This window comes from Leptospira ellinghausenii (genome assembly GCF_003114815.1).
Classification (GTDB): domain Bacteria; phylum Spirochaetota; class Leptospiria; order Leptospirales; family Leptospiraceae; genus Leptospira_A; species Leptospira_A ellinghausenii.
The window spans coordinates 107,288-125,599 of sequence record NZ_BFAZ01000001.1 but is presented as its reverse complement, the minus strand read 5'-3'; the positions used below and the strand labels follow the sequence as shown (position 1 = coordinate 125,599).

16 protein-coding genes, 1 other RNA gene and 1 pseudogene are annotated in these 18,312 nt (G+C 38.5%); 12 read left to right on the top strand and 6 right to left on the bottom strand.

The genetic code is table 11. The features are described 5' to 3' along the window. Positions 1–27: 27 nt before the first annotated feature. On the bottom strand, positions 28–1,680 hold the full coding sequence (locus DI076_RS00585) for a flagellar hook-length control protein FliK (protein ID WP_108958123.1): 1,653 nt from the start codon (positions 1,678–1,680) through the stop codon (positions 28–30). 180 nt (positions 1,681–1,860) lie between these two features. Between DI076_RS00585 and DI076_RS00580 the strand changes: the two genes are divergently transcribed. The 8 genes from DI076_RS00580 to DI076_RS00545 all read left to right on the top strand — a co-directional run bounded on the left by DI076_RS00580 (position 1,861) and on the right by DI076_RS00545 (position 9,675). Further along, positions 1,861–2,898 carry a sulfate ABC transporter substrate-binding protein gene (locus tag DI076_RS00580; protein WP_108958122.1) on the top strand — a complete coding sequence of 346 codons (1,038 nt, stop codon included), beginning with the start codon at positions 1,861–1,863 and terminating at the stop codon, positions 2,896–2,898. Between the two features lie 3 nt (positions 2,899–2,901). Continuing rightward, complete coding sequence (cysT, locus tag DI076_RS00575; RefSeq protein ID WP_108958121.1) at positions 2,902–3,729, top strand: sulfate ABC transporter permease subunit CysT; 828 nt, start codon at positions 2,902–2,904, stop codon at positions 3,727–3,729. Continuing rightward, entirely contained in the window at positions 3,726–4,529 is an 804-nt protein-coding gene (gene cysW, locus DI076_RS00570) for a sulfate ABC transporter permease subunit CysW (RefSeq protein WP_108958120.1), read from the top strand. The genes cysT and cysW overlap by 4 nt, the downstream gene beginning before the upstream one ends. 1 nt (position 4,530) lies before the next feature. After that, positions 4,531–5,595 carry a sulfate/molybdate ABC transporter ATP-binding protein gene (locus DI076_RS00565; protein ID WP_108958119.1) on the top strand — a complete coding sequence of 355 codons (1,065 nt, stop codon included), beginning with the start codon at positions 4,531–4,533 and terminating at the stop codon, positions 5,593–5,595. Positions 5,596–5,663: 68 nt separating this feature from the next. Next, a complete protein-coding gene (locus tag DI076_RS00560) occupies positions 5,664–6,392 on the top strand; it encodes a phosphoadenylyl-sulfate reductase (RefSeq protein WP_108958118.1) in 729 nt (242 codons plus the stop codon). A 3-nt stretch (positions 6,393–6,395) separates the two neighbouring features. After that, positions 6,396–7,304, top strand: a complete 909-nt coding sequence (gene cysD, locus DI076_RS00555) for a sulfate adenylyltransferase subunit CysD (RefSeq protein ID WP_108958117.1) — start codon at positions 6,396–6,398, stop codon at positions 7,302–7,304. Continuing rightward, positions 7,304–8,536 (top strand): sulfate adenylyltransferase subunit 1, encoded by a 1,233-nt coding sequence (locus tag DI076_RS00550; RefSeq protein ID WP_108958116.1) that lies wholly within the window; start codon positions 7,304–7,306, stop codon positions 8,534–8,536. The genes cysD and DI076_RS00550 overlap by 1 nt, the downstream gene beginning before the upstream one ends. 68 nt (positions 8,537–8,604) lie before the next feature. Next, positions 8,605–9,675 (top strand): TauD/TfdA family dioxygenase, encoded by a 1,071-nt coding sequence (locus DI076_RS00545; RefSeq protein ID WP_108958115.1) that lies wholly within the window; start codon positions 8,605–8,607, stop codon positions 9,673–9,675. 70 nt (positions 9,676–9,745) lie between these two features. Here the strand turns inward: DI076_RS00545 and DI076_RS00540 are convergent, their stop codons facing one another. Both DI076_RS00540 and DI076_RS00535 read right to left on the bottom strand, forming a co-directional pair. Beyond that, positions 9,746–11,419 (bottom strand): NADPH-dependent assimilatory sulfite reductase hemoprotein subunit, encoded by a 1,674-nt coding sequence (locus DI076_RS00540; RefSeq protein WP_108958114.1) that lies wholly within the window; start codon positions 11,417–11,419, stop codon positions 9,746–9,748. Between the two features lie 7 nt (positions 11,420–11,426). Beyond that, positions 11,427–13,190, bottom strand: coding sequence for a diflavin oxidoreductase (locus tag DI076_RS00535; RefSeq protein ID WP_108958113.1), 1,764 nt, complete (start codon positions 13,188–13,190; stop codon positions 11,427–11,429). Positions 13,191–13,354: 164 nt separating this feature from the next. On the opposite strand from DI076_RS00535, the gene cobA reads away from it, so the two are divergent. Together cobA and DI076_RS00525 are read left to right on the top strand one after the other, a co-directional pair. Then, positions 13,355–14,152, top strand: coding sequence for a uroporphyrinogen-III C-methyltransferase (gene cobA / locus DI076_RS00530; RefSeq protein ID WP_108958112.1), 798 nt, complete (start codon positions 13,355–13,357; stop codon positions 14,150–14,152). Beyond that, positions 14,149–14,742 (top strand): precorrin-2 dehydrogenase/sirohydrochlorin ferrochelatase family protein, encoded by a 594-nt coding sequence (locus DI076_RS00525; protein ID WP_108958111.1) that lies wholly within the window; start codon positions 14,149–14,151, stop codon positions 14,740–14,742. Before cobA ends, DI076_RS00525 begins: the two co-directional genes overlap by 4 nt. Positions 14,743–14,745: 3 nt before the next feature. On the opposite strand, the gene DI076_RS00520 is transcribed toward DI076_RS00525, so the two are convergent. Continuing rightward, entirely contained in the window at positions 14,746–15,345 is a 600-nt protein-coding gene (locus tag DI076_RS00520) for an LBF_1134 family protein (RefSeq protein WP_174704993.1), read from the bottom strand. 43 nt (positions 15,346–15,388) lie between these two features. On the opposite strand from DI076_RS00520, the pseudogene DI076_RS20455 reads away from it, so the two are divergent. Beyond that, positions 15,389–15,778 (top strand): annotated as a pseudogene (locus tag DI076_RS20455) (nuclease-related domain-containing protein); the annotation flags it as partial. 1,151 nt (positions 15,779–16,929) lie between these two features. On the opposite strand, the gene rnpB reads toward DI076_RS20455, so the two are convergent. Next, positions 16,930–17,278, bottom strand: an RNA gene (gene rnpB / locus DI076_RS00510) — RNase P RNA component class A. A 106-nt stretch (positions 17,279–17,384) separates the two neighbouring features. Here rnpB and DI076_RS00505 point away from each other — a divergent pair. Continuing rightward, positions 17,385–17,837 (top strand): LEPBI_I1174 family sigma 54-regulated protein, encoded by a 453-nt coding sequence (locus DI076_RS00505; protein ID WP_108958109.1) that lies wholly within the window; start codon positions 17,385–17,387, stop codon positions 17,835–17,837. Positions 17,838–17,854: 17 nt separating this feature from the next. Here the strand turns inward: DI076_RS00505 and msrB are convergent, their stop codons facing one another. Then, positions 17,855–18,241, bottom strand: a complete 387-nt coding sequence (gene msrB / locus DI076_RS00500) for a peptide-methionine (R)-S-oxide reductase MsrB (protein ID WP_108958108.1) — start codon at positions 18,239–18,241, stop codon at positions 17,855–17,857. Positions 18,242–18,312 lie beyond the last annotated feature (71 nt).

The window sequence follows — 18,312 nt, the reverse complement described above, 5'->3', positions numbered from 1 at the left end:
TCCTCGATCTTTTTTTATTTCGTAAATTTAAGCAAAAAATTCTAATACTTTGGAATCAGGTGGTAAAGAAATATCATCCAAACCAACTCCATTTTCTTTTTCCAATTTCTCAATATTCCCGCGGTTTTTTGCAGTTTCCATCAGTGTTTGATAGAGTTCGTTTTGGTTTTGTCTCTCTGCAAATTGATTTCCATCATCCCATAGATCAATGATGAGCGCTTGTAAGTCGAGACCAGACTCTTTTAAATTTTCTTTAATCGTTTGGATTTCGTTTTGAAGGGACTTTTGTAACTCTTCTGATTCGACTAAAATTCGACCTTCTACTTTTTCTCCATCCACAGTCACCTTAAGAGTCAAACGACCATACTCTTTTGGATTCATAATGATTTCAGCACTGGACTTTCCATTTTGAACGATGTCAAACTTTGCTTGTTTGATGAGTTCATCCAAATTTTGTTTTAAGTTTGTTTCTTTCGGTTTTTGATTTCGTTCTAAATTTTTTACATCTTCCGCTTTACTATGAAGTTTATTTTCCACCGAATGAAGGTTAAATCCTTGTTTGTTACTTTTATCTTCTGAAGATTTTCCATTTTCTTCGCCCATTTTGGAAGATGAAATGGATTGCACTTGGTTTACAAAAGTTGAATCGGTTTTGATTTTTTCATTTTGGACTTGGTTTTTGTTTTCATTCAGTTTTTGGAATTCTTTTTCTTTATATCCTAAACTTCGTACCATTTTATCAGATGTGATGGAAAGATTGGAATTTTCTCTCTCTAAGTTTGTTTCAGTTAAAACTGTTTCTGATTTATTATGTTTTGAACTTTTGCCTTTTGGATCAAGTTTGCGAAGAGAAGTTTCCGAAGGACTTTCATTATCAAGTCCACGATTCCCCTTTTCTTTTGTGAGAAAAGATGTGACAAGATTTAACCCACTTTGCTCCGTTTCTTTTTTTTGTGAACTTACGTTCGGGTTTTGTTTCGTTTCGTTCACAACTCTATCCGTTTGTATTTTTTTTTGTGAACCAGGAAACTTCACTAGATTGGAAGGAATTGAATCTTGCAGACCTTGTTTGTGATTGGAAATAATTTGTTTTGAACTGGCGAAGTCTTTTTGCAAAAGACTTTCTGCTAATTTTTTAGTCTCTTCCAAAAACGTTTTTGCTTCCTTTGTTGCATACAATGTATTTTTTTCTGCAGACTTCTGCATAGAAAGGGCAACTGTTTTTTCTTTTTGTAAAGATTCGTTTACTTCATTTGCAGGAAGGAATTTCTGATCGAATAGATGTTGGTTGGATAAAATTCCAATGCTGTATTCGAGTGCATCTCGGTCTAAGTCTTCTTCTTCCGAAATCTCTTCTTTCGATTCTTCGTTTGTTTTTTGTGATGAATTGTTGTCATTTACTTCATTTGATGGAATTACATTCGAATTGGATGGTTGGTTTGATTCCATTTTTGAAACAACATCTGCTGCGGAATCAGATGGATTCTTCTCTGCTTGCAGTGGTTTCCATTCGGAAGGTGAGTTTGGTTTTTCAGAATGGATTTGGAATTCCCTTTCTAAAATCTCACCAAAACTTTCTTTTACCGCAAAATAGTTGTTATCGGCACCGTCCCTTTTGCCTGGTCTCAATTCAACTTGAGGGAAGGGAATTAGGTTTTGTTTATCAACATTTACATTCATTGGGGTGCCTTCTCCCTTAAGGATCGAACTTCCCCAGATTTCCTTGAGAGAATTATCTTCTTCCTTTCCAGGTTTATGTCGGTAAACGGAGATGACCCAAAAAAAGAGTTCGATTTTCCATTGACAAAAATTCACTAAATTGGAGGATTAGTTTGTTTTATTAACCAAAAGGACGAGAAAATGAAAAAAACATCCCAATTCCTTCCATTTAAACCAAATTTTTCTGCCATATTGACTATCATAATGGGAATTGGGCTTGCCACTTCTCTACTGGCTGAAACAACCTTTCTCCATGTTTCCTTTGATCCAACTAGGGAACTCTATGAAGATATTAACAAAAGTTTCTTAAAATCCTGGAAGGAGAAAAAAGGCGAAGAGTTCTCAATCCAACAATCCCACGGTGGATCAGGAAAACAAGCAAGGGCAGTGATTGATGGACTGGAAGCAGACGTTGTCAGTTTAGCACTTTCTTATGATATTGATAGTATCGCCAGCAAATCAAAGTTAATTGATGCCAATTGGCAATCCAAACTTCCTAACAAAAGTACACCTTATTACTCTACCATCATTTTCCTCGTCCGTAAATCAAATCCCAAAAAAATCAAGGATTGGGATGATATTGTAAAACCAGGAATCTCTGTCATCACTCCAAACCCTAAAACGAGTGGTGGAGCTAGGTGGAATTACCTTGCTGCTTATGGTTATGCAAAGCGAAAGTATAAGTCTGATGAGAAAGCAACGGACTTTGTGAAAGCATTGTTCCAAAATACATCTGTCCTAGATACAGGTGCTCGCGGATCCACCACTACCTTTGTGAACCGTGGGATCGGTGATGTTCTCATTACCTGGGAAAACGAGGCAAAACTTGCGTTAGATGAGGAAAAACGTTCTGGTAAAAATAGTTTAGAAGTGATCTATCCATCGGAATCGATTCGAGCAGAAACACCCGTTGCTGTTGTGACTAAAACTGCGACAGAAAAAGGGAATTTAGAAAAAGCGACTGCATATTTAGAATTTCTTTTTACCAAAGAAGGCCAAACCATCATTGCGAAACATTTTTTTAGACCCATTGATCCGAAAGTCAGCAAATCCTCTGCGAAAGATTTTCCAAATATCAAATTATTTTCTCTATCCGATTTAGGGGAAACTTGGGACACTGCACAGAAAAAACATTTTGCAGATGGAGGTGTCTTTGATGCCATCTACAAAACCAAATAAAATATGCAAATTGAAACACGGCCGTACAAAAAAATCCACTTAGGGATCAGTTTAGGATTCACAGTTTTTTATTCGTCTGCCGTTGTAATCATTCCATTATTTGGACTTTTTTATCATTCCCTGGGGATTGGATTCACAGGGATTTTAGAAGTGTTTACAGAAGAGCGCATTCGATCTGCGCTCTTTTTAAGTTTTAGTGTAGGACTCATATCCGCGGTTCTCAATCTTTTCATTGGATTTTTATTCGCTTGGGTACTCGTTCGATACCAATTCCCTTTCAAAAAGTTTTTTGATACGTTAATTGATTTACCATTCACTTTGCCCACCGCTGTCGCAGGGATTGCCCTGACTACGATTTACTCTCCAACTGGAATCATCGGTTCTTTTTTTGACAAATGGGGAATCAAAATTGCTTATACACCCATTGGCATTGTCATTGCACTTGTATTCATTGGATTTCCTTTTGTCGTTCGAACTGTTCAACCTGTCATTGAAGAACTTCCCAAAGAACTAGAAGAAAGTGCAAGGTGCCTTGGTGCGACTCCATTCCAAACATTTAGAAAAGTTTTATTACCCGAACTTTGGCCTTCCCTACTTGCTGGAACCGGGATGGCATTTGCAAGGAGTATCGGAGAATATGGGTCTGTTGTATTCATTTCTGGAAACCTACCTGGTAAAACAGAAATCCTCCCTCTACTCATCGTCACCAAACTGGAACAATACGAATACGAAAAGGCTACTTCGATCGCACTTGTGATGTTACTTACTTCATTTTTATTTATGTTTCTCATAAATTTTTTCCAAGAACGAGCTTCCAAAAAACTTACATGAAATCGAAACTTTTGCCCATTTTTCTTATTTTACTTGCCTATACATTGTTTGGCATCCTATTACTTTTGCCTATTTATACAGTGTTTACAGAAGCATTTTCGGAAGGTTGGGAAAAATACTACTCATCAATTACAAGTGAATATGCATTATTTGCTATTGGTCTTACCGTAAAAGTATCAATTGTTTCTGTGATTTTAAATACAATCTTTGGAGTTACTGCTGCTTTTGCGATCACTAGGTTTTCCTTTCCAGGAAAAAATCTTCTCATCACTATCATTGACTCTCCTTTTGCAGTTTCACCCGTTGTATCTGGTCTCATCTTTCTTTTGTTATTCGGAAGACAAGGAACCTTTGGTGAGTTTTTAGCAGAACATCAAATCAAAATTGTTTTTAATACTCCGGGACTCATCCTCGCAACAGTGTTTATTACGTTTCCTTTTGTTGCAAGAGAACTCATTCCTCTCATGCAAAGCCAAGGCCGTGAAGAGGAAGAAGCAGGGATGTTACTCGGTGCCAGTTTTAGTCAATTGTTTCTAAGAATCATCCTTCCCAATATCAAATGGGGTTTGTTATATGGGATCATTCTTTGTAATGCACGGGCTATGGGAGAGTTTGGAGCCGTTTCAGTTCTTAGTGGACACATACGAGGTAAAACCACAACTCTTCCCTTATATATAGAAATGTTATACAATGAATTTGATTCCGTAGGTGCTTTTGCTTGTGCCACCTTACTTGTGTTTTTATCACTCCTCACTCTAATCTTCAAATTGATTTTGGAAAAACGTACCGAGAGATCCTAATATGCCAATCGAAATACAAAATGTACAAAAAAACTTTGGTTCGTTTACTGCTTTAAAAGATGTAAACTTAATTATTCCCGATGGTGAACTTGTGGCTCTACTCGGTCCTTCGGGTTCAGGAAAAACAACCTTACTCCGAATCATTGCAGGTCTTGAAGAAGCAAGTTCTGGTTCTGTACGGTTTGTAGGCGAAGGAAAGTCCTCTTCCAAAATCCAAAATGGTGAAGTTGGATTTGTTTTCCAACACTATGCACTGTTTCGTCATATGACAATTGCAGAAAACATTGCTTTTGGCTTGGAAGTAAGACCAAAATCCACAAGGCCTTCCAAACAAGAGATCCAAGAAAAAGTTTCAAAATTATTAACTCTTATCCAACTTGAAAAATTTCACAATCGGTATCCACATGAACTATCAGGTGGGCAAAGGCAACGTGTTGCCCTCGCTCGTGCACTTGCCATCGAACCTAAATTTTTATTACTTGATGAACCATTCGGAGCACTGGATGCAAAAGTAAGAAAGGAACTTCGCAATTGGTTACGTAGACTCCACGATGAAATCCATATCACAAGTGTGTTTGTTACCCATGACCAAGAAGAAGCACTCGAAGTGAGTGATCGGATTGTGATTTTAAACCAAGGACAACTTGAACAAGTAGGAAGTCCAGACGAAGTATATAACAAACCAAAATCACCTTTTGTCTTTCACTTCTTAGGTGATGTGAATCTTTTCCATGGTCGTATCGAAGAAGGAAAAACCAAAATTGGAAACATCGCCCTTGATTCTTCTGAACATGAAAATATCAAAGAATCGGATGCGGTTGCTTATGTGCGACCTTATGACGTGGAAATTGTGAGGGAAAAAGAACAAGGGATTGCAGCCGAAATCCAATACATCCATTCCACGGGTCGAAATGTCCGAGTGGAATTAAAACGGGTGGATACAGGGACCCTCATCGAATCCGTCCTGGAACAAGAAACCTATAAATACCTCAATTTACTACCGGGAGAGACGGTTTACCTGCGCATCAAAAAGGCAAAGGTATATGTAGAGGACTTCTCTATCTAATAATTTCCGCTAATATACTTTACAAATCGTCCAATATACAAAACATTGGACGGTAGGACGGGGTAAATATGGGAAATTTGGAAGTTTTGACAGAATCTTATGCCAACCTATCGCTCGCAGAGGGATTAAAACGACTTTCGTCTGAATTCCCAGGCAAAGTGGTTTTCACAACAAGTTTTGGTCTCGAAGACCAAGCCATCACCCATGCCATCCTCTCAGAACAAATCCCCATTCGTATTGCCACATTGGATACGGGAAGGTTATTCCAAGAGACCTATGATGTTTGGCAAAAAACAAACATACGTTATGGGGCAAAAATCGAAGCTTTTTATCCGAAAACAAAAGAAATCGAATCCTATGTCAACCAAAACGGTCCGAATGCATTTTATGACTCACAAGAATTACGAAAGGAATGTTGTCGGATCCGAAAACTCGTTCCCTTGGATTCGATTTTAGAGAATATGGAAATTTGGGTGACCGGTTTACGCAAAGACCAGTCTGGATTCCGAACAGAGATGTCTTTATTTGAATCCGATCCAAGTAGAAATTTAATCAAATACCAACCACTCCTCCATTGGAGTTTTGAAGAGACTTGGAAATACATTCGCGAACAGAATGTACCTTATAATGTGTTACATGACAAAGGTTTTCCAAGCATAGGTTGTGCCCCGTGTACACGAGCCATCGAACCAGGTGAAGACTTTCGAGCTGGACGATGGTGGTGGGAACAAGAATCAAAAAAGGAATGTGGTTTGCATTGGGTAGATGGAAAACTCACACCAAAAAAAGGACAATAGACTATGACAAGTACCCATCGACTATCACACTTAGACCAATTAGAGTCAGAAGCCATTTATATCTTACGGGAAGTAGCAGCACAATTTGAAAGACCTGCCTTATTATTTTCTGGAGGAAAGGATTCTATTTGTTTGGTTCACCTTGCACTCAAAGCATTTCGTCCAGGTAAGTTCCCGTTTCCACTCGTTCACATTGATACGGGGCATAACTTTGATGAGGCGCTACAATTTCGGGATGCACTCGCAGAACGAATTGGAGAAAAATTAATTGTTCGTTATGTACAAGATTCCATCGACCAAGGTAAAGCAGTCGAAGAAAAAGGAAAGTTTCCAAGCCGTAATGCAATCCAAGCCGTGACACTTCTCGATACCATTGCTGAATTTAAATTTGATGCTTGTATCGGTGGAGCCCGTCGTGACGAAGAAAAAGCAAGAGCCAAGGAACGAATTTTTTCTGTTCGAGATGAATTTGGATCTTGGGACCCAAAACTCCAACGACCAGAACTTTGGAATATCTATAATGGAAAAATCCATGTGGGAGAAAACGTACGTGTTTTTCCAATCAGTAACTGGACAGAACTTGATGTTTGGGAATACATCCGAAAAGAAAAGATAGACCTTCCTTCTTTGTATTTCTCTCACCAAAGGGAAATTGTATGGAGAGAGGAATTAGTGTTCCCCGTTTCAAAATTCATCAGTTTAGATGGTACCGACAAAGTAGAAACAAGGACGGTTCGATTTCGTACTGTCGGTGATATGACTTGTACAGCAGCTGTGGAATCAGAAGCCAATTCAGTGGATGATATCATCCGTGAAATTCAAATTTCACGCACCACGGAACGAGGATCCCGTTTGGATGACAAACGTTCCGAAGCCGCAATGGAAGAAAGAAAAAAAGGTGGGTATTTTTAATGGATATTTTAAGGTTTATCACTGCAGGGAGCGTAGATGATGGGAAATCAACTCTCATCGGACGTTTGTTATACGACAGTAAATCCATTTTCCAAGACCAACTAGAAGCGATTGAACGCGCAGGCCAAGTGAATGGACAGATCAACCTAGCTCTCCTGACTGATGGACTCAAAGCAGAAAGAGAACAAGGGATTACGATTGATATTGCTTATAAATACTTTTCCACTCCCAAACGTAAATTCATCATCGCAGATGCCCCAGGCCATGTACAGTACACTCGGAACATGGTGACTGGAGCTTCGAATTCAGACCTTGCCATCATCCTCATCGATGCAAGAAAAGGTGTGATCGAACAAACCTTCAGACATTCCTATATTGTATCATTATTAAGACTTCCCTATGTAGTTGTTTGTGTGAACAAAATGGATTTGGTAGAATTTTCAGAAGAAGTATTCTTAAATATCCAAAAACAATATTTGGAATTTGCCAAAGACTTAAACTTAAAATCCATTCACTTTTTACCGATCTCTGCATTAAACGGAGATAATGTTGTGGAACCTTCCAATTCCATGCCGTGGTGGAAAGGAAAATCCTTACTCCACTTTTTGGAAGAAATTGAAATCCATACAGAAGAAGAATCCCCTGCTCCAAGATTTCCTGTACAAAACGTGATTCGACCACAAACAACCGAATACCATGATTACAGAGGTTATGCGGGACAGATCAGAAGTGGACATTTTACCGTGGGAGATTCCATCACTGTATTACCAAGTGGACTCACTTCAAAAATAAAAGCGATCGATACATTTGACGGACATCTGACCACTGCGTATGCTCCTATGTCTGTGACCATTCGTTTAGAAGATGAAATTGATGTGAGCCGTGGTGATATGCTCGTTGTGACAGGAAAAGAACCAGTTGTTTCCCAAGACCTAGAAGCACATATCTGTTGGATGGACCAGAAGGTGATGACACCAGGTTCCAAATACCTATTGCGCCAAACGACAAATGCGGTAAAAGTCTCCATTCGTTCTTTGGAATACAGAGTGGAAACAAGTACCCATGAAAAAAAAGAACAACCAAACCTCGGTTTGAATGAAATTGGAAAGGTGACAATCCGGACGGCAAAACCAGTTGCCTATGATCCTTATTCCAAAATCAGAGGAACGGGAAGTTTTGTCCTCGTGGACGAAGGAACCAACCAAACTGTAGCCGCAGGGATGTTATTGTAGATATTTATCTAATATAACAGATTTTTTAATTGAAATAACATAGCTCTTTTAGTTATAGTGACAGTATCATGAGCGAGACCAATACTGTCACAAAAGAATGGATCCGCAAATCCTTTGTGGGAAAAACAAAACTCCCCATTGTGTATGAGCCAGCGGAAGAAAAACCTTTGGATGAGCTCTTACGATGGATTCGAAACCAGCAAAAGGAATGGAGAGAGGACTTAAAAACCTATGGGGCCATTCTCTTTCGGGGGTTTCCCGTTCACCAAGCTTCCGATTTCCAAGAGATTTTATTTGCAACAGAAGAGAAACAATTGGGTGAGTTTTACTTAGGCACTTCCCCTCGCGATGAAGTGTTAAAACATGTGTTCACGGCAAGTGAACTTCCATCTCATTACCCGATTATGCAACATGCGGAAATGAGTTTTCTTGACAACCCACCAAAATTTTTATTTTTTTATGCGGAAAAAGCCTCTGCCTACGGGGGGGAAACTCCCTTAACAGACCTTAGGTTGGTCTACCAAAACATCGATCCCAAAATAAAAGAAAAAATCGAAAAGTATGGAATCCGATATAGAAGAAGGTATGATGGCCCATCCTCGCAAAAACGATTTTCTGTTTGGAAAACCAAACGTTGGGATGAAATGTTTGGCACCACAAACTTGGATAAGGTGAATCAAATTGCGAAAGAAAATCGTTTCCAATTGGATTGGTTTGGTGAAGATTCTCTTACGATTACAAACCACCAATCTGGCTTTCGAACACATCCTATTGCAGGTACAATTGCATGGCATAACCATTCGCAAACATTTCATTACCAAGCGGGTGTGAGTGAAACTTGGAAAATTTTCAAAAAACAAAAAACTCTTCGTTCGTTTGGTGTTGCAGTTTTACTCACGATCCTTACTAGCTTCAAAAAACTATTAGGTCCAAACTCACACGATGTGCACGTAACCTATGGCAATGGAGAAGAGATTTCACCTAAGGAAATGAAATCCATCACCAATGTATTTTGGAACCATATGGTAGCGATTCCTTGGCAAACAGGAGATGTTCTTTTCATAGATAACTTTTCAGTCTCTCATGGAAGACTACCCTATAATGGTCCTAGACGAATCCTTGTCGGTTGGGCGGATTGAAAAGGACGTAGTCTCAGGATATTAAAAAAAAGGCACCTGAAAACGGGTGCCAATTTTCTATTTAGAAACTCTAAACTCTTTTCAAAATTCCACTTCGATTGATAAAATCTCCAAAGGATTCTTTTCCATTTCGTTCCTTGGAAAATTTACCAAATAAGCCATCTAACTCTTGCAAGATTGCAGATTCATCTAAATCTTCTTTGTATTTTTGATTGAGCCTATAACCTTCGGCATCAGCGCCTAAATGGAGATTGTATTTACCATACGATGTACCCACAAGTCCAATCTCAGAGATATAGGGTCTTGCACATCCGTTCGGGCAACCTGTCATACGAATCGATATTGGCTCGTCCGCAAGTCCATGTTTAGAAAGGATTGGTTCCATTTTATCAATTAAACTGGGAAGGTATCTTTGAGCCTCAGCAAGTGCCAAAGAACAAGTGTTTAGTGCCACACAAGCGATGGAATTTTTTCTAATAGGAGAAACTTCTGTAGTTTTTCTATGAACACCAAACTTCACTAAAATTGATTCAATTAAGTCTTTGTCTTTCGGAAAGATATCTGATAGAATTAAGTTTTGGTTACATGTAAACCGAAAGGTTGCTCTTCTTGTTTTCGAAACTTCTAGAAGTGCAGTTTTAAGATTATAACCATGTTCGTCACAAACTCGGCCATTTTCCACAAATACTGTATAATGCCAATTTCCAGCTGCATCTTGTTTCCAACCAAAATCATCGGATCTTTGTGTGAATTGGAAATCCTTTGTTGGTTCAAAACTTATCCCTGCGCGTTTTTCTACTTCTCGCTTGTAGAATTCAACACCTAACCTGTCCAAGGTGTATTTCAATCGAGAAAGTTTACGATCTTCTCTGTTTCCAAAATCTCTTTGGACAGTGACAATCTCATACACTACTTTTAGAATGTCTTTTTTGGGAATAAATCCAAACACAGTTCCCACTCTTGGGTACGTATCGGGGTTACCATGAGTGGTTCCAAGCCCACCACCAACAGAAACATTAAACCCTAATAATTGTCCATTTTCAATAATGGCAATGAGTCCAATATCATTGGTAAAAAGATCCACATCATTGAATGGTGGGATTGCAATTGCGATTTTAAATTTTCGAGGAAGATAAACATCTTTGTACAATGGATCTTCAGGTTCTTCTTTTTCTGCTAAAAGATTTTCATCCAACCAGATTTCATAGTAGGCTCTCGTTTTGGGTAATAAGGAACGGCTAATTTCACCTGCATAACCAAACACTTCTTTGTGGAGTGGACTTGCAGCAGGATTTGATGTACAGGTGACATTACGGTTTACGTCACCACAAGCTGCAATTGAATCCAAAAATACTGAATCAAATGCTTTGATCGTTGGTTTGATTTTGGATTTTAAAATTCCATGTAATTGAACAGTTTGTCTTGTTGTGATTTTGATAGTTCCTGTGGAATTTTCTCCAGCAACATTATGAAGTGCTTCCCAATGTACAGGCCCTATCATACCACCAGGAATACGTAATCGAATCATAAAAGAATACAAACGTTCTAATTTCTTTAACGCTCGTTCGTCCCTTCTGTCTCGATCATCTTGTTGGTACATACCATGGAATTTTAATAATAATTGGTCATCGGAACGTAAAGAACCAGTATGTTCGTCTTTCAAACTTTCGGCAAGTGTGCCTCGGAGGCCACGGCTCACCCGTTTTACTTTTTCTGCTTGTGTTTCTTTTTTTGATTCAGCCATGAGTTCCTCAGTAAACGTCCTTGATATAACGTCCAGATTCTTCTAGTTCTTTTAAATAATCGGAAGCGTCTTTACCAGTGTCAAAAGTTCTTTCCGATAAAATTTCAATTAATTTTTTATCTACATCTTTACTCATAGGATCTTTGGATCCACAGAGATAAATGATGGCACCATTCTCAATCCATTTGAGTAATTCCTGTGCATTTTCTCCCATTCGATCTTGGACATATACCTTTTGTTTGGTATCACGGGAAAAAGCTGTATTCAATTTATGTAATACACCTGTGTCCATAAGTTCCAAAAGTTCTGTTTGGTAGTAAAAATCTGAAACAAAATTTCTTTCACCAAAGAATAACCAATTTTTTCCATTCCCTGCTGATTGTTCTCTTTCGAATAAAAAACTGCGAAAAGGTGCAATCCCTGTTCCCGGTCCAATCATGATGATGTCTGTATCGGGGTTTGGTAATCGGAAAGAATTGTTTCTTTGGATAAAAAAAGGAACTGTATCCCCTTCTTTTAATGATGCTAAAAAACCAGAACAAAAACCAGATTTGATACCTGTAAAGGTTTCAATTTCAACTTCTGCTACCGTTAAGTGCACTTCTTCTTCCCCATGAGCAGAAGGACTTGATGCAATGGAATAATATCTTGGGACAATTGGTTCCAAAATATCAACCAAGTTCTGGACTTCTAATTTTGAATCAGAAGGATAAAGTGTTAATAAAACATCTAAATCCAATTTACCAGATGGAATTTCCTTTTTGGAAAGTGCAGCATATTTCTGTAACACTCGGTCTGGTAAAAAACGAATGGATACTTTTTTGCGAAGTAAATCATATAACATCCAAGTTTCACCTTTATAAGTGACTCTTGTTTCTTTATCTGTTTGTAGTAATCCGAGGACTCGATCTACTTCTTCTTCACGGTTATAAGCCAAAAACCCAGCACTGTCCCCAGGTAAGTAGTCGATAGGTACCGAAGATTTAATCTCAATATGTCTAGTTGATTTTGAAGCTCCAACGTCGTTTAACACTAAGTTTGTGACAACAGTTCCCTCATATACAACTTTGCCACCAGTGTTCCCTTTAGTTGTGGCAGATTGTGTCTGTTTTGAAACTTGAGTGGTTGCAGTTTTCGAAATTGTATTGAGTTTTGTGATGAGTTCTGACATCCAAGGTTTTGCAACCAAATCAAAATCTACATCACATTTCCCTAAATCATGAATTCGTTCGGCACCTAATTTTTCTAACATTGAATCCACATCGATTCCTGTTTGGCAAAAAAGTGGATAACTAGTATCACCTAATCCAAGTACTGCGAATTTTACTTTCGCTAATTTGTCTTTTGCATCTGAAAGAATTTGGATAAAAGGTTTTGCAGCCTGAGGTGGTTCTCCATCTCCATGAGTGGAAACAATCACAAATAAGTATTCTTCCTCTTTCAGGTCTTTTGCTTTGTAAGTGTCTGTACTTTTTAATTTGGCTTGGACACCTAGTTCTTTTAATTTTTTAACAAGTTCCGTTCCCAGTTTTTTAGAATTCCCTGTTTCCGTTCCATACACAACACTACATTGAATTGGTGCGGCTTTTAAATTCCCATGAGAAGGATCATTGGATGAGATACTGACAGGTGGGGTTAGAGAAACATCCACACTGCCCCCAATGCTTGCTTGTGTCAGTGCCGACAGATAACCCGACATCCAGACCCATTCATCCTTTGTGGATTCTTTTAATAACTGTAAAAATCGATTGCGTTTCTCATCGGATAACATAAAAACCTATGCTTGTGTTGGATTCCAGTAAAACATCCAAAAAGTCTTATAAATTGAATCTTTTCCCAAGGTTAGAGACGAGTAAACCAAAAAAATGGAGATTTTGTAGAAATAATTAGCCAATCACTTGACGTTTTCTAGCAGGATTGCAAGGTATAGCAGATATGTCCTCCAATAAGACAGAACAAGGATTTGTGAGTTTTGTGAGTGGTGGTCCAGGCCCCGTTGACCTCCTTACCCTTCGTGGAAAATCTCGGATCGAATCCGCCGATGTGATCTTGTACGATGCCCTCCTCGATCCTAGCTTTTTAGAGATTTTCCCTGAGTCCTCCCAAATCCTCTATGTGGGCAAACGTGCCAAAGAACATTACCGCACCCAGGACGAAATCAACTCCCTTCTTGTTCATTATGCAAACCAAGGCAAACGGGTGGTCCGTTTGAAAGGGGGAGATGCTTCCATCTTTGGAAGGTTGTCAGAAGAAATCCAAACACTGGAAACAAATGGAATCCCGTTCGAAGTCATCCCAGGAGTGAGTTCAGTGACAACGGGAGCATCCGACCTTGGAATCTCACTGACAGTGAGAGGATTATCACGCCAAATCATCATCCTTGATGGGCATACCATTTTAGAAGAGGAACGGAGTTGGATGGGAATGGAAAATTTCCCAGGTACCATAGTCATCTTAATGGGAAGCCAAAAAACAAAAGAGTTAGCTGAGCGACTCATCCGAAAAGGGGTAAGTCCGTCGACACCCATTGCACTTTTGGAAAATGCAGGTAGTACTCGTGCAACTTATACAGTCTCCACTCTCGACAAAACCCAAAAGGAAGGATTGGAGAAAAAAACAAAGGGACCAGGTATTTTATACGTTGGTGAAGTAGTTCGTCCACTTTTGTTAGGTGAAAAAAAACAGTTGGAAAGTATTTCTTTTTTTCCATTTATCTCGGAACCAATGGAATGAGTGTTAAAAAATACCCAATCTTTCTAAACTTAGAAGGTAGGAATATTTTAATTGTAGGTGGTGGGAATGCTTGCCTGGAAAAATTATTAGGGCTCGAACATACAGGTGCCAATATCCATATCATCTCTTTGGATTTCATGGATGAAGTAAAAGTTTTCTTAGAAAAATACCCTAATATCAAAACAGAAACCAGAGCCGTCACTGAAGAAGATTTAAACGATAGGGATATTATTTTTTTAGCCACCAGTGATCCCAACACAAACAAAAAATTCAGAACCATCGCCAAAGAGAAAGGCATTTGGGTGAATTCAGTGGATGATCCTAAAAACTGCGATTTTTATTCTTCTTCCACAATCCAAATTGGACCAATTCAATTTGCGATTTCCACCGACGGAATGTTTGCTGGTGTTTCATCCAGTTTACGTAAACTATTTGAAGAAACCATCCCAGACGAAGATCATGAGTTATTAGAAACTCTTTTTGCCATGAGACGGAATCTCAAAGAAATTCTGCCAGAAAAAGAACAACGTAGAATCGTATTAAAAGAAATCATCCAAAAATTAAATTCCGAATATTTCCACAAACCATAAATCTCATTCTGGATAAATTTGAACAATTGTTAACGCGTGCTCGCCTGCCCAAACAGAATGTAAGGGAATGTTTACAATCATTTTATCACTGCTATCCAGGCGTACTGTCCATTCGCCTGCGGTTCTAGGATCTAAAAATTTTACTTTTTTGATTGGAAATGGGAAGTGAACTTCAAATTGAATGAACTCCACAAGGGTATTAAAACGAAGTAAATCATCTCTTAACTTGGCTTCTGATAAAATCGAATTGATGTCTTCTCGAACGATTTCAAGAGAAGAAAGCAGTGGAGAGTTTTGGCTTGTATCGATGCCAAGTTGGATCTCAGGTATTTGGTCTTCCACAAACGTAACAAAACGAAATCCTGGAGGTAACATTTGGGTATAATTTCCAAACTGATAAGACCTTTCTTTGAGAGTGATAGTGACCTCTCCCGTATCAGTTAGTCCAGAACCTAAAAAACTTCCCTTTTGTTTCTTTGTGATTTTTTTTTGATAAATGACGAGATCTCCCGAAAGGTCGGGTTTAATCTTTATTTTGATATTCCCTCCTGCGCAGGCACAAAACAATAGGCAGAATATCAAGGTTCGTGGTATCCGTTTCATATCGTCATTAGAACAGATACGACAAAGATTACAGAACTAAAAAATGATTTATCCGAAACAGTTTCATGGAAAAACGAGAGACATTTCTCTCGAATCCTATTATTACCATCGTTTTTCGAACGAAATTCAATTCCCTTGTAATATTTATTATTCTCTTACTTTAATCACGCCCGATGTTCCCATGCGTGAGATAGACTTCCTAGTTGTATCACCATATGGAGTCATCACAATCGAATTAAAAAACGGAAAGTGGAGACAAAAAAAAGGAGAATGGGAATTTTATAATGTAAGAGGCAGGGAATGGGAACCAGTAGAAGGAAAGTCTTATAAAAATCCAATCGAACAAGTAACCACACAAAGAGAAATCATCCGAGAATTTTTCAAAAACCACAATCAACTTGTCGATTTATTTCCAGAAGAGTATTATGATAGTGCGATCTTCTTTTTAAAAAACGAGAGAAAGGAATTCCATCTTCCCAATGACCAAAACTTATTTGTGTTTGGCGGAAGGGAAGTAGGAGAAGATACAAGTCTCAATACAATTTTAGAATCCATTTTTTATAGAAATGGAAGAGAGCCACTTCCTGATTCCGTACTTGTCAAAGCCCATGAAATCATCAAAAAAAATCTAAACTTTTTCCAAACCTTTCGCTCGAAGAATGAGAAAGAAGAAGAGAACTTATTATTTTTTACCGAAGAACAATTTTCCCTAGTGAAGGGAATTAACCAATTTTCGCATAACTTGGTTTTTGGTAGTTCAGGATCTGGAAAATCCATCCTTTGTGGGGAACTTGCCCTACAAAATGCGAGGAAAGGGAAAAAAGTTCTTTTATGGCAGGGAGCAAAAGCCCTCTATGAAATTTGGAAAGAAGAACTGAGTCATATCCCAGAAAAAAATAATATAGAACTCATTTCCCATTATAAAGAAATCAATCACAATCACATCGATCTATTACTTGTGGATGGGATTGAAGAGATCATTACTGATGATAAACAATCGGAACTTTTTTTATATCTTTCCAAATTCTTTTGGGAAGAAAAAGATTGGATTCTTTTTGTATCCAGACGATTCAAATATTCATCCACACCTATTTTAGATTATTTACAATCGTTACCTGTCCATATTTGGGACATCAAAAGGAATATACGAAATTCACCGGAAATTGTTACATTTGCCAATTCCTTACTCGATGATTTTTCAGAAACACCGATTCTTGAAAATTTTTCAGACATCCAATTCATTAAAAATGATGAGGACTTAACCGACCAAATGCGTTGGTGTTATGGTTACGCAAAAAAAGTTTTGGAAATCGAAAATGACGAAATTGTAGTTTTGTATCCATCTGATGAGTCAGTGCTCCAAAATGGTTTAAAACAATTTTTGATGGAAAACCAAATGCGTCATTACTCTTGCAAAGAATTTGCAGGTATGGAAGAAACATGTGGAATATTGATTGGATTTGAAAATTGGCACCTAACAGACACAAAAGTTTTATTGGCAGAAACAATATTAAAAATTCGGAGTTTGGTCTGTGTATTTTACCCACCTAATGAAGAAAAGGTGATTCAAAACATTTTAAAAAAAAGTGACTCTGGCCCGTAAGCCGGATTCTGTTTTAGGCGATCATTTATCTAATGCTCTCTACCCACAACCTGGCGGGACAGGCTCATAACGGTTGTTTACTTGAGATTGCACATCGGAGGGTTTACCGGCCATTGTTTTCACAAACAAAGCGGTGGGCTCTTACTCCACCATTTCACCCTTACCTACCAGGGTAGGCGGTATTCTTTCTGTTGCACTTTCCGTCCCTTCCTTCTTATTGCTAAAAAGAAAAAGCCCAAGCATTACTTGGTCCGATTGTCCCCTAGTGTCCGGACTTTCCTCCCCTTTGTTTCCAGAGGGAAACAAAAAGGCGATCGCTCGGCCAGAGTCTCTTTCATTGAAATTAGATTTCAGAAGTGCGTCGAGGAGTATTTCAAAACTTTGGCACAATTTATGCAAACTGATCCATGAATTGAAAACAGTAAGGAACCAACGTATGAAGTTTTATCATTTCGCTCTCTTTTTCATCATTTCCATTGGTTTGTGGGCAGAACCTCAGTTGGACCAATCTGTGGAAGAAATCTTAGTCCACACTCGCCTGTCTCGAATCCCTATGGTCATTGCTGAATTGGAAGAACGGTCGGCAAAAAAAATGGAATCAGGAGACTTCTTATCCGCACGAGATGATCTCAAAAAAGCAATTTTACTCAAACAATCGATTGGGATGAAAGACACTGAAGGAAACGCACATTTACTTTTCCAAATGGCAAAATTAGAAACGAAACTTGGACATAGTTGTGAGGCACTTCATTATTCTTCCCTTGCCAACCAAATTGTGAAACGAGTCGGAATCCGCTCGGATTCCTATACATTAGCACAATGGAATGGAAAGGAAGTGAGTCCAAGGAAATGGGAAACTTGCCAAGAAGTATCTTGGTTACAAGAATAAGAAATTCAATGGTACTTTCATTCCGTTTCCTTTTTTTGAAATTTTAAGGAAGCAGAATTCACACAATAACGAAGACCTGTTGGTTTTGGCCCGTCTGGAAATACATGTCCTAAGTGTGCTCCACAATTTTGGCACATGATTTCAGTTCGAACCATACCATGGGTTTTGTCAGTTTCGGTTGCGATCACATCTTTTCGCACTGGCTCATAATAACTCGGCCATCCACTTCCTGAATCATATTTTGATTCTGAAGAAAACAAAGCCTCTCCACAACACACACATAAATACGTACCTTTTTCTTTGTGAGCATAGTATTCACCAGTGAACGGCCGTTCGGTGCCCTTCTCTCTGGTCACTTGGTACTGTAGTGGAGTGAGAACCTCTTTCCAATTTTGATTTTCCATCGTATCGTTTGCCTCTCTTATTGAGATTAAGTATCAATATCACATTTATTTTTTTTAGGAACTGACAATCT

Bases quoted from the DNA above. Each gene is read 5' to 3' on its own strand.
- DI076_RS00585 (WP_108958123.1), bottom strand. From the start codon at position 1,680: ATGAATGTAAATGTTGATAAACAAAACCTAATTCCCTTCCCTCAAGTT.
- DI076_RS00580 (WP_108958122.1), top strand. From the start codon at position 1,861: ATGAAAAAAACATCCCAATTCCTTCCATTTAAACCAAATTTTTCTGCC.
- cysT (WP_108958121.1), top strand. From the start codon at position 2,902: ATGCAAATTGAAACACGGCCGTACAAAAAAATCCACTTAGGGATCAGT.
- cysW (WP_108958120.1), top strand. From the start codon at position 3,726: ATGAAATCGAAACTTTTGCCCATTTTTCTTATTTTACTTGCCTATACA.
- DI076_RS00565 (WP_108958119.1), top strand. From the start codon at position 4,531: ATGCCAATCGAAATACAAAATGTACAAAAAAACTTTGGTTCGTTTACT.
- DI076_RS00560 (WP_108958118.1), top strand. From the start codon at position 5,664: ATGGGAAATTTGGAAGTTTTGACAGAATCTTATGCCAACCTATCGCTC.
- cysD (WP_108958117.1), top strand. From the start codon at position 6,396: ATGACAAGTACCCATCGACTATCACACTTAGACCAATTAGAGTCAGAA.
- DI076_RS00550 (WP_108958116.1), top strand. From the start codon at position 7,304: ATGGATATTTTAAGGTTTATCACTGCAGGGAGCGTAGATGATGGGAAA.
- DI076_RS00545 (WP_108958115.1), top strand. From the start codon at position 8,605: ATGAGCGAGACCAATACTGTCACAAAAGAATGGATCCGCAAATCCTTT.
- DI076_RS00540 (WP_108958114.1), bottom strand. From the start codon at position 11,419: ATGGCTGAATCAAAAAAAGAAACACAAGCAGAAAAAGTAAAACGGGTG.
- DI076_RS00535 (WP_108958113.1), bottom strand. From the start codon at position 13,190: ATGTTATCCGATGAGAAACGCAATCGATTTTTACAGTTATTAAAAGAA.
- cobA (WP_108958112.1), top strand. From the start codon at position 13,355: ATGTCCTCCAATAAGACAGAACAAGGATTTGTGAGTTTTGTGAGTGGT.
- DI076_RS00525 (WP_108958111.1), top strand. From the start codon at position 14,149: ATGAGTGTTAAAAAATACCCAATCTTTCTAAACTTAGAAGGTAGGAAT.
- DI076_RS00520 (WP_174704993.1), bottom strand. From the start codon at position 15,345: ATGAAACGGATACCACGAACCTTGATATTCTGCCTATTGTTTTGTGCC.
- DI076_RS00505 (WP_108958109.1), top strand. From the start codon at position 17,385: ATGAAGTTTTATCATTTCGCTCTCTTTTTCATCATTTCCATTGGTTTG.
- msrB (WP_108958108.1), bottom strand. From the start codon at position 18,241: ATGGAAAATCAAAATTGGAAAGAGGTTCTCACTCCACTACAGTACCAA.